This window comes from Acidovorax sp. Leaf160, assembly GCF_001424265.1.
Taxonomy (GTDB): Bacteria; Pseudomonadota; Gammaproteobacteria; order Burkholderiales; family Burkholderiaceae_C; genus Paracidovorax.
The window spans coordinates 84,415-92,165 of sequence record NZ_LMOV01000005.1 but is presented as its reverse complement, the minus strand read 5'-3'; the positions used below and the strand labels follow the sequence as shown (position 1 = coordinate 92,165).

The 7,751-nt window shown below is 56.3% G+C and carries 8 protein-coding genes; 2 read left to right on the top strand and 6 right to left on the bottom strand.

The genetic code is table 11. The features are described from left to right. Window positions 1-225: 225 nt before the first annotated feature. Complete coding sequence (locus ASF94_RS04485; RefSeq protein WP_056662200.1) at window positions 226-528, bottom strand: hypothetical protein; 303 nt, start codon at window positions 526-528, stop codon at window positions 226-228. Between the two features lie 2 nt (window positions 529-530). After that, on the bottom strand, window positions 531-998 hold the full coding sequence (locus ASF94_RS04480) for a BPSL0761 family protein (RefSeq protein WP_056662196.1): 468 nt from the start codon (window positions 996-998) through the stop codon (window positions 531-533). 109 nt (window positions 999-1,107) lie between these two features. Here ASF94_RS04480 and ASF94_RS21110 point away from each other — a divergent pair, with 109 nt between their 5' ends. After that, window positions 1,108-1,470: a hypothetical protein gene (locus tag ASF94_RS21110; protein ID WP_156382423.1), complete on the top strand. Its 363-nt coding sequence runs from the start codon at window positions 1,108-1,110 to the stop codon at window positions 1,468-1,470. A gap of 14 nt (window positions 1,471-1,484) precedes the next feature. After that, on the top strand, window positions 1,485-1,745 hold the full coding sequence (locus tag ASF94_RS21105) for a hypothetical protein (RefSeq protein ID WP_156382422.1): 261 nt from the start codon (window positions 1,485-1,487) through the stop codon (window positions 1,743-1,745). Between the two features lie 75 nt (window positions 1,746-1,820). Here the strand turns inward: ASF94_RS21105 and ASF94_RS04475 are convergent, their stop codons facing one another. From ASF94_RS04475 to ASF94_RS04460, 4 genes are read right to left on the bottom strand one after another with little or no spacing between them, the layout of a single operon-like run. Then, window positions 1,821-3,695: a TniQ family protein gene (locus tag ASF94_RS04475; protein WP_082492986.1), complete on the bottom strand. Its 1,875-nt coding sequence runs from the start codon at window positions 3,693-3,695 to the stop codon at window positions 1,821-1,823. Then, entirely contained in the window at window positions 3,695-4,642 is a 948-nt protein-coding gene (locus ASF94_RS04470) for a TniB family NTP-binding protein (RefSeq protein WP_056662191.1), read from the bottom strand. The genes ASF94_RS04475 and ASF94_RS04470 overlap by 1 nt, the downstream gene beginning before the upstream one ends. After that, window positions 4,639-6,579: a DDE-type integrase/transposase/recombinase gene (locus tag ASF94_RS20665; protein WP_082492984.1), complete on the bottom strand. Its 1,941-nt coding sequence runs from the start codon at window positions 6,577-6,579 to the stop codon at window positions 4,639-4,641. The genes ASF94_RS04470 and ASF94_RS20665 overlap by 4 nt, the downstream gene beginning before the upstream one ends. Continuing rightward, on the bottom strand, window positions 6,580-7,326 hold the full coding sequence (locus ASF94_RS04460; RefSeq protein WP_156382421.1) for a hypothetical protein: 747 nt from the start codon (window positions 7,324-7,326) through the stop codon (window positions 6,580-6,582). Window positions 7,327-7,751: the final 425 nt, after the last annotated feature.

The following is a 7,751-nucleotide window of genomic DNA, read 5'->3' as shown; positions in this document are numbered from 1 at the left end:
CCATGATCGTCTCTCGATCCTGCTCGCTCAGCTGTCGGTAGGTCTTGCTCATGAAGTGTCTTCAGTCCGGTTGGATTCAGGTGTTGCACTTCACTATAGAAACCGCCCGGTATGACTTTCTCTGCACTGGCGCATCGACAGCGCCAGTGAAAACACCATAGAGCGACTAGGCTGGAAGAGTCGGAGCTCCGTCGTCCAGTTCAAGAATTTCTGCAATCTGTTGGGTCATGACCTGGAAAGAAGGACTGCGGCACGCTCCTCGTCCGTCAGGATCGAGACGAAAATCGATGCCCTTCGCAAAGCGCGTCCGGCCTCCGAACGGTCCGTGGCTGCGGCAAGCGTTGGTTCCATGCCGCTATCGAGCACTCGCTGCCATGCCACAAGATCCGGCCGCGGATCATGGCTCAGCAATCGCCAGCGATCGAGCGTCTCCTGCAACCGGTTGAACAGCGCCGGCTGGCGACGAATTTTCTGCGCCGCCAATAGATGCAGCGCCAGGCTACGGAAGTCGCGGCCTGGGGGCTCCATCACTAGCCCTGAAGCGGGCTGGTGGGGTCACCCAATTCCCGCACCGAGGCACTGGACGCCAGAGTGGCCGGCTCCTGCACGATCCAGTTGGAGATGCCATTTGCGTAGTGCGCGACCAAATGCGCCTTGATATGCAGGTTGCGCAGGTGCTCGATCTCGCCGACATCGGGAAAATGCCTTGTCACCAAGATCACGCGCCTCACCGTCTCGGGCGATCCATGTCTCTGCACCTCGTGGGCGACAGCATGGACTAGCAATGAACAGTCTGCCAAAGCGTCTGCGACATCGTCGGGCAGACCAATTGCGTTCTCCACGATCAAATGGTCGAAGCGATGGTCGTTCGGATAGTGGGAGAGAGCAGCGGCGGCACGCCCGCGGAGCGTCGACGACAAGAGCCCGTCGGCTTGCATCTGGCGCAGCAGCTCGCGGGCCGTTCGCAGAGCACAAAAACGTTCGTAGGCAGTCGTCATATCGGCCTCCCCCAGGTTGCGAGGAACCTACCCGGAATCCCCAGCGATGGTGCGAGAAGCCCTCCGCGGCAACCTAAATTTCTAGACGTGTACGTTTCAAAAACGGCATATGCCACAACGACTTGCAGAAGACTTCTTGCTGCCGGTCATGGAAGTAGGCGATCTGCTCGACTTCGTTTACGCTGGTCGCATGGCATCGCTGAGACGGCTCATTGACTCCAAGACCGTCACCCCAGGCGGCCCCGCGGACAAAGTCTGCGAGAAACAGGATCATTCAGCAGCATCTCAACCAACGGAATCGGTCAACGGCAATGATGCTCGTCAGCCGGTGCTCTTGAACGTTTCGCTGCATCAGCACCTCCTAGCTACACGCGCGGCGAGGCCTTCGACACTTTCTTCCGCAATGAACGCCCTGTTGGAGATCAGGCGCCGCAGAGCCGCTGAATCGCCCAAAGAACATTTGGACGACTGACGCAAAGCGTGACCATGCCGGAGATCGATTTCTTCGATGCATTGCAGCGCGGGCTGCAAAAGATCGCATCGGAAGAGCCCTGCAGTTCTACGACGGGCCAGCTTACGAGATCTGCGCAGCGCTCATCACGTGTCCGGACTGAACCAGTGCAAGAAGTGGACATCTCGCTGACAGAGTTCGTGTCGATGACGACGCCGTCGACGACGCAGGGGGGCGACACCCAGCCAGGACTGACAGCTGAGGCTTGCGATCGCCCTGCAAAGCTCATGGACTGAACGCTCACGCCTCAGCGACATCCAGATCTCGTTGATCCAATGGCCTAGTCAGTTGGCGCACTCCTCGTCCCAAGTTCAAGCCCCGTCATTGACTTTCACGGCCTTCAATGCTGTGAACATATCGCTCAGCTTGACCAGCTGTCCCCGCCCTCCGTCTTCGGACGCGACCGGCGTAACGCCCAGGCTTTCTAACCGCGACATCAAGCCACGGCTGGATGAACGGCAGGATTTCGCTTGCCTCGCCAGGGGCGCGTATGTTTGCAAGAACTCGACCAGGTCACGCACATCAACCACCCAAGGTTCGCCTTGTTCTAGCGGCTCCCGGCTTGCGGGAAGGACGCCCAGGTCAACCCAACTTTTGACCGCATCGTAGTGAGCTCCCATCATGGCGCTGACCTGTTGCAAAGTAAGCCCTCGTTCGACGAACCACGAAGCGATACGCTGGTCAACCTCATCTTGCGCGAACATCAGCTCACCGATGCTCAAGTGCTCGTCGTGGTCAACCGGCGTGAGTTCACCGGCCGCGATCGCGCGGAAAAGGCCAATCAGGCGCGGCCTGTTCGTCGTGCGTCGGAAGCTAAGTTCTCGCATAGGGATAGATGCGACGATCTTGCGATCCTTGTTGTCCCGGGCGAACCTTCGAAGGCGTTCAATCAAGCCAAGCAGCGGAACGTGTTGGACGTGGCCAGACACAACGGGGGCTGTGTCACTGGGATCGGAGTGCATGATCCATCCAGCCTCACACATCAAGCTGTAAACGGACTTGGGAACGTTCAGGATGTTCCGTGCATCCGTATCAGTGATGTGCTCGAACTGAACTTGCTTGAGGCGCTGGATCTCTTCACGCGATAAGAATCGCTGACGATAGTGCACGGCCTCATCGTGAATACTCGCCGAGATCAGATAGCTGTCGATGCCATCATTGATGCGCTCAGTGCTCACCCGTAATTCGATCGCTGCTTCTTTGACAGAGAACCATTGCTTTTCAACGGTGGCGATACTTTGGATGCTGTTTGATCGCGCATTAAGCTGCCCATCATGCGATGCAGTGATTCGGTTCGCTGCAGCCACGCGCACTGGGTGAAACGCGTCCTGGGTATATTTCCGGAACAGGAAGAAAAACCAGCGCCCGTGCCTTGCCGCCGCCCCCGTGGTCGCGACCACCGGTACGGCCTCAATCATCTTTTTCAACCGAGCGTCAAATCGGTGTGGCCAGTCACTGAGCAATTCGAAAAGTGGGTCGAGCCGCTCCACCGCTTGCTCAACAGACTTGGGCAGGGGTAACTTGCCCGCCTTGGCAAGCAGCTTACCGTCCGACGCACAGAAGTGGTTCGCAAGCCCCAAAACATACAAGTCGATCTCGGCCGGGACACCCCCGCCCATAAATAAAGGGAAGCTCGAGCCTTTGGGATGCTCACCCATGAGAAGCGATGAAAAATCAAGCTCAGTGCTGGAAGCCTGCGTTGTCGTTTGCACACGCAAATCTGCACCGCAATCGCATAGGTGTGGCAAAGGTCTCGTGTGGCGGATCGAGTCGCCACACTGGTGACAGTGGTCCAATAAGCGCGCCCCATGTACGGCACAGGCCGTGGCAAGGCAATGGGACCAGAGTTGCCGTGAGTACGACGTTTCCGCCAAGCATTGAGGGCACACCGCTTCGGAATCAGGTCGGGTAAAACTTCTGCGCAGAACAGCACGCATTGGTTCAGTCGCTGGCGCGATTGAAGCCAGTACGGTCGCTTCCAACTGAAGAAATGATGCCAGCTGCGGCAACTCGACGGCAGGCAGGCGGATCGCGCGCGAGATTCCGAGCGTGTTGAGAAGATTGATGCGCGATGCCATCACATTTTCCCGCGCCCAGCGACCAAGAAATCCCGCCAGGGACTCGTCACGGTGCGGCGTTAGATGTCGAAGCCACTGAATTCTTTTCTGGGCGTTGCGCTTCGTCATTAGTGCATGCCTCGGCCACTGCGCAGAGCGCGCTCCAATGCATCACGATGCGCGCCATTGAGCTGGACATCGTCAATCGTCCTTTGAGCGAGGGGGTCGGCTTTGTCTTTGGGATTGCGTTTGTACTTGTCTTTGTATGCCCGAGAGAGAAGTTCATGATCCAAGCATTTGCGCTTGTGCCCCACCTCCTCAATTCGCACTAAGAAATCCCTTGCTTTTCCGATATAGCCGCCGCCCCCGAGATAAGCTGCGCGCGTTAGAAACTCCGTCTCAACATCGATTTTCCAGCCATGGTCTTGTAGATGCGTGATGCCGGCCAGAACCATGCTTTGAAACTGAAGTCGATCCTCAATGACGCTCCAAGCGTATGGCTCAATACGGGCCCCGACCAAGCCGCGGTTTTCAAGTTGATCGTTATCTGCGTACATGCGGATCACGTGAGATAGTCCCGCAACCACAACGGAAATACCTGACAAATCGGCCAGCTCTTTGAAGAAGTCAGCTGCGTGGCGATTTTCCTTAGTTTGAGCGCGTTCACTTGATCTTTTTTCAACGAGGTGATTGGTTTCGTCGATCAACAACACCAGAACGCCGGCGGTCTCCATCGTTTTCCGGGCTTGCTTGATGATTTCATGCGACTTGCCTTTCACGGGGATGTCGCCAAGAATCGTGGTGATGATCTGAATGGCCAGCGCTTCGTTGGATGCTGTAGACGGCATGGGAACCAGGATGATTTTCCTGTGTCCAGACTCGCTAATACGGTTGGCAAAGTGCGCGTCGAGATCTTTCAGCAATGCGGTCTTGCCCGCGCGGGAGTCTCCCAAAAGCGGGAAGATGATGGGGGTCGCGCCATCAAGCACCCGCTCGATTTCCTCAACCAAGGCGTCGAAGGCCGCTTTGTACTGGACGTGCTCGAAGATCCATCCGTCGAAAATAGTTTTGGTCAACGGGCAGCTCCCATTTGTCGTCCACGTGGCGGATTGGTTGAGTTGCCAATCGTGGGAAGTGGTGGTTTGAATGCGGTTGTGGGAGGCGTTTTTGGCATGGTCAGCTTGGTATGCTCCGAGGCCTTGATCAGCATGTCGTCAATGCGTGCCTGCATAGAACGGCTGCGGCTGGAATTCCCCTTTCCTTTGAGCTCTCTGTACTCGACCAACGTTTGGGCGAAGGTTCTGCGGTCCAAGGCCTTCTTTTGCTTGGCAATTAGCGCCTTGATGGCCTTCGCGGAGGCGCGGTCTACACTGGTCCCGTCAAGAAGTTTTTCGTGAGCTGCGACGTGCTCACCGCCGCCGGGTGCTACGACGTAGATGGTGACTGCATCCAGGTCGGTGTGCAGGAACTCATACCTGCCTGGTCCGTGCAGCAGATATAGTGAAGAGAGCTCGTCAGAGTGATAATTCCAGCCGTCGAAATGGATGCCGTCGTGTCCGAGTGCGCGGGTCTCGCGCTTAAAGCACAACGATTTTTCGAACTCATCTCGATTGACAGGCACAGGTTGAGTAAATGTTTCCCGCATCTCATTCCAGATGTCGACTGGGGCGACGGCCTTGCGGCAACGGATTGACCTGAGATCGTTGCCGCGCAATGAGTATTTGTCATAGACAAATCGATAAATCTTTCCCCGGAGTTCCTCCAGGGTAAATAACTTTTCGCCAGACTTCACGGCACGTTGCTCGCCGTTTACAGATGATGTAGTTGCTCCTGCCAACGTCAAGATGTAGCGCTTCAGGATTCCGTTAAACCGCTCTACGTACGGCTTCTCTTCCGGCTTATAGGGTTGACACCGAGCGCTGTCTCCGAATAGCTGTCGAACCAATTCAGTGGCAGCCTTGCCGATGAATTCGGACCCGTTGTCGACGCGCAGCGTGATAGGCTTGCCGTACACCTCAATCCTGTTTTTGATGTGGTACTTTTTGTCGAAGTCTGAAGGCTTCGGGAAGTACATGAAGCGCAGGGCTTCCACGAACGGCAGTGTGGATGCCTTCTGAATTGTGAGGTGTAGTCCAACGATATAACCCGTAGCAACATCGATGGCTACATAAAGAACGTGACGACCGATTTCTCGGTCGTCTTCGTCCCGGACCATAATGTCCAGGACAGTCGCGTCCATTTCAACGCACTCCCAGAAGATTCCGGTATCGTGAGCCCGAACTGCTCTCCGGGTAATCGAGCGTGCCGTTCGGCCATCCATGCGAATCCGCATCAGATCGGCCCATGGCATGGCTCGCAAGAAGTTGCGTAGCTTCTTGATGGAATGGCGAGGAGGGTCAACGTCTCCCTTACGCTTCTTCCATTCTTCATCGAATCGAGCTTCGACGAGTTCCCACGTCGCCGTCAGGGTAAAACGGTCTGTACCCATTACCGCAACATTGACGACTTCCTGCATAACTTCAAGCAAGATCTCATCCGGCCCTTGGAAGCGATTGCCGCACCGATTCCATGCTGGTGAAAGCATGGATTCATGACCCTGCGCCGATCTTCGCCAATCTCGCAGGCAGCGGTCGCCGGGCGCGCGGCCTAGTCCGTACTCTTTGCAAAATTCAGGTAATTTCGAGACGATGTCTTTGATCTGCAATCCTTGCTCACGCTCGCGATTGACATAGCTCAAAATCTCTGTGCGCCTCTGACGTTCGCGCGCAGCAGAATCGCGCTCGTTTTCACGCCAGCTGGTCGAGACAGGACGAAGCATTCCATTCCCATCAGGGACAAGTAGGCGGATGTCGCCGTCCACCACCTCCCGTCGGAATTCTTCCGGCGTGAGGATGAAAATGTCACCATCGTCGGAATGGATTTCCAGCTTTTGGTGCAACTGCCGAAGTTGACCGACGTATGCGTTCTTGCCATGTCGGCAGATCTGCAATCCGGCCTGAACCATTTGCGCCATTTACAGCCCCAATTGAAGCAATTGAAGGTGGCTTAGGTCGCCATGGGCTTGCCAAAGCACCGTATTCACATTGAAGTTTCCGCTACGCAGATCGCACGCGATGACCCCCGAGACAAGCCCAAGGTAAATACACAGGTCGGATACCGCACCTTTGATATCACCCAGCAAGAATTTTCCGTCTTGGCCATCAACTTGCTTGATCAAGTCGTCCAGAAATGGCCGCTCATCGTTGTCTCGTCGGTATTTCATGGCGTCGCGCATATGAACCAGATTGGCATGTAGTCCACGATGCTCAATCTCGGTACTGGGCACCACCAGATAGTGAAAGCCGAGGTTGTTCAGGACCCGGCCACGCCGGGCGAGTGCTTCGCCGATCCTCGCCACTTCAGCGGCAGACTTTGCTTCGACCACCAAGGGGACAGGATTGGTGCGGCCGACGAGAAAGTCCGGCGTGTAGATGCGCTCTAGAGGTGGCTCGCCATCGATTCGCTCAGGGCGGGCACGGGGTGTAGCCTTGAGCGCTTCGGCTTTTGTTGCGAAGATTTTCTCGAGGTCCAACCGAACGGTGAAGGGCTGCGGACTGATGCTGACTGCTCGCGGGTCGATGTCGATAGCGAGCATCGTGGTGCTCTCATCAGCCGTCTCGACGAACATCTCGCCGCCGGCTTTGTAGCTGGCAACCAAATGGCTTCGCTTTTGGTGACCACGAACGCCCAGCGGACGAGCTGCCTTCTTTGATGAGGACATGCTCATTTTTCCGAATCGCTGTAGTTGACCGACTTTGCACCTGGCTCCTGAGCACGCCGGCGACGCAGCTCGTAGGGGCTCACCTCAGGGCCGCTGTCGCGACCGCTGCAGTTGAATGGGGTCGAAAGATCGTGCCTGCGAGGCTTTCTCAGAGCCAGGGCAAGGGCTACAAGGAGCGGCCGCAGGGGCCGGTCTCGCTTTGGCGGGCCAACAAGGGCAGCTTCCCACAAAGAAGCACGTTGCTCCTGAGGGGGCGTTTTCTGACCCGCGAGGTGGTGGGTCGGCATTGGCATCTTTGGCCCTTTCCGGCAGTTGAATTCCACGAATCGTAGAAATGAACCTTGCTGGGATGAGATCAAAAAGATCGCATTAAGCACCGCTTGTCGCAACAACGCAACATGCGAGTAAGATCAAAAAGATCCGGA

Bases quoted from the DNA above. Each gene is read 5' to 3' on its own strand.
- ASF94_RS04480 (WP_056662196.1), bottom strand. From the start codon at position 998: ATGACGACTGCCTACGAACGTTTTTGTGCTCTGCGAACGGCCCGCGAG.
- ASF94_RS04460 (WP_156382421.1), bottom strand. From the start codon at position 7,326: ATGTCCTCATCAAAGAAGGCAGCTCGTCCGCTGGGCGTTCGTGGTCAC.
- ASF94_RS21105 (WP_156382422.1), top strand. From the start codon at position 1,485: ATGCCGGAGATCGATTTCTTCGATGCATTGCAGCGCGGGCTGCAAAAG.
- ASF94_RS21110 (WP_156382423.1), top strand. From the start codon at position 1,108: ATGCCACAACGACTTGCAGAAGACTTCTTGCTGCCGGTCATGGAAGTA.
- ASF94_RS04475 (WP_082492986.1), bottom strand. From the start codon at position 3,695: ATGACGAAGCGCAACGCCCAGAAAAGAATTCAGTGGCTTCGACATCTA.
- ASF94_RS04485 (WP_056662200.1), bottom strand. From the start codon at position 528: ATGGAGCCCCCAGGCCGCGACTTCCGTAGCCTGGCGCTGCATCTATTG.
- ASF94_RS20665 (WP_082492984.1), bottom strand. From the start codon at position 6,579: ATGGCGCAAATGGTTCAGGCCGGATTGCAGATCTGCCGACATGGCAAG.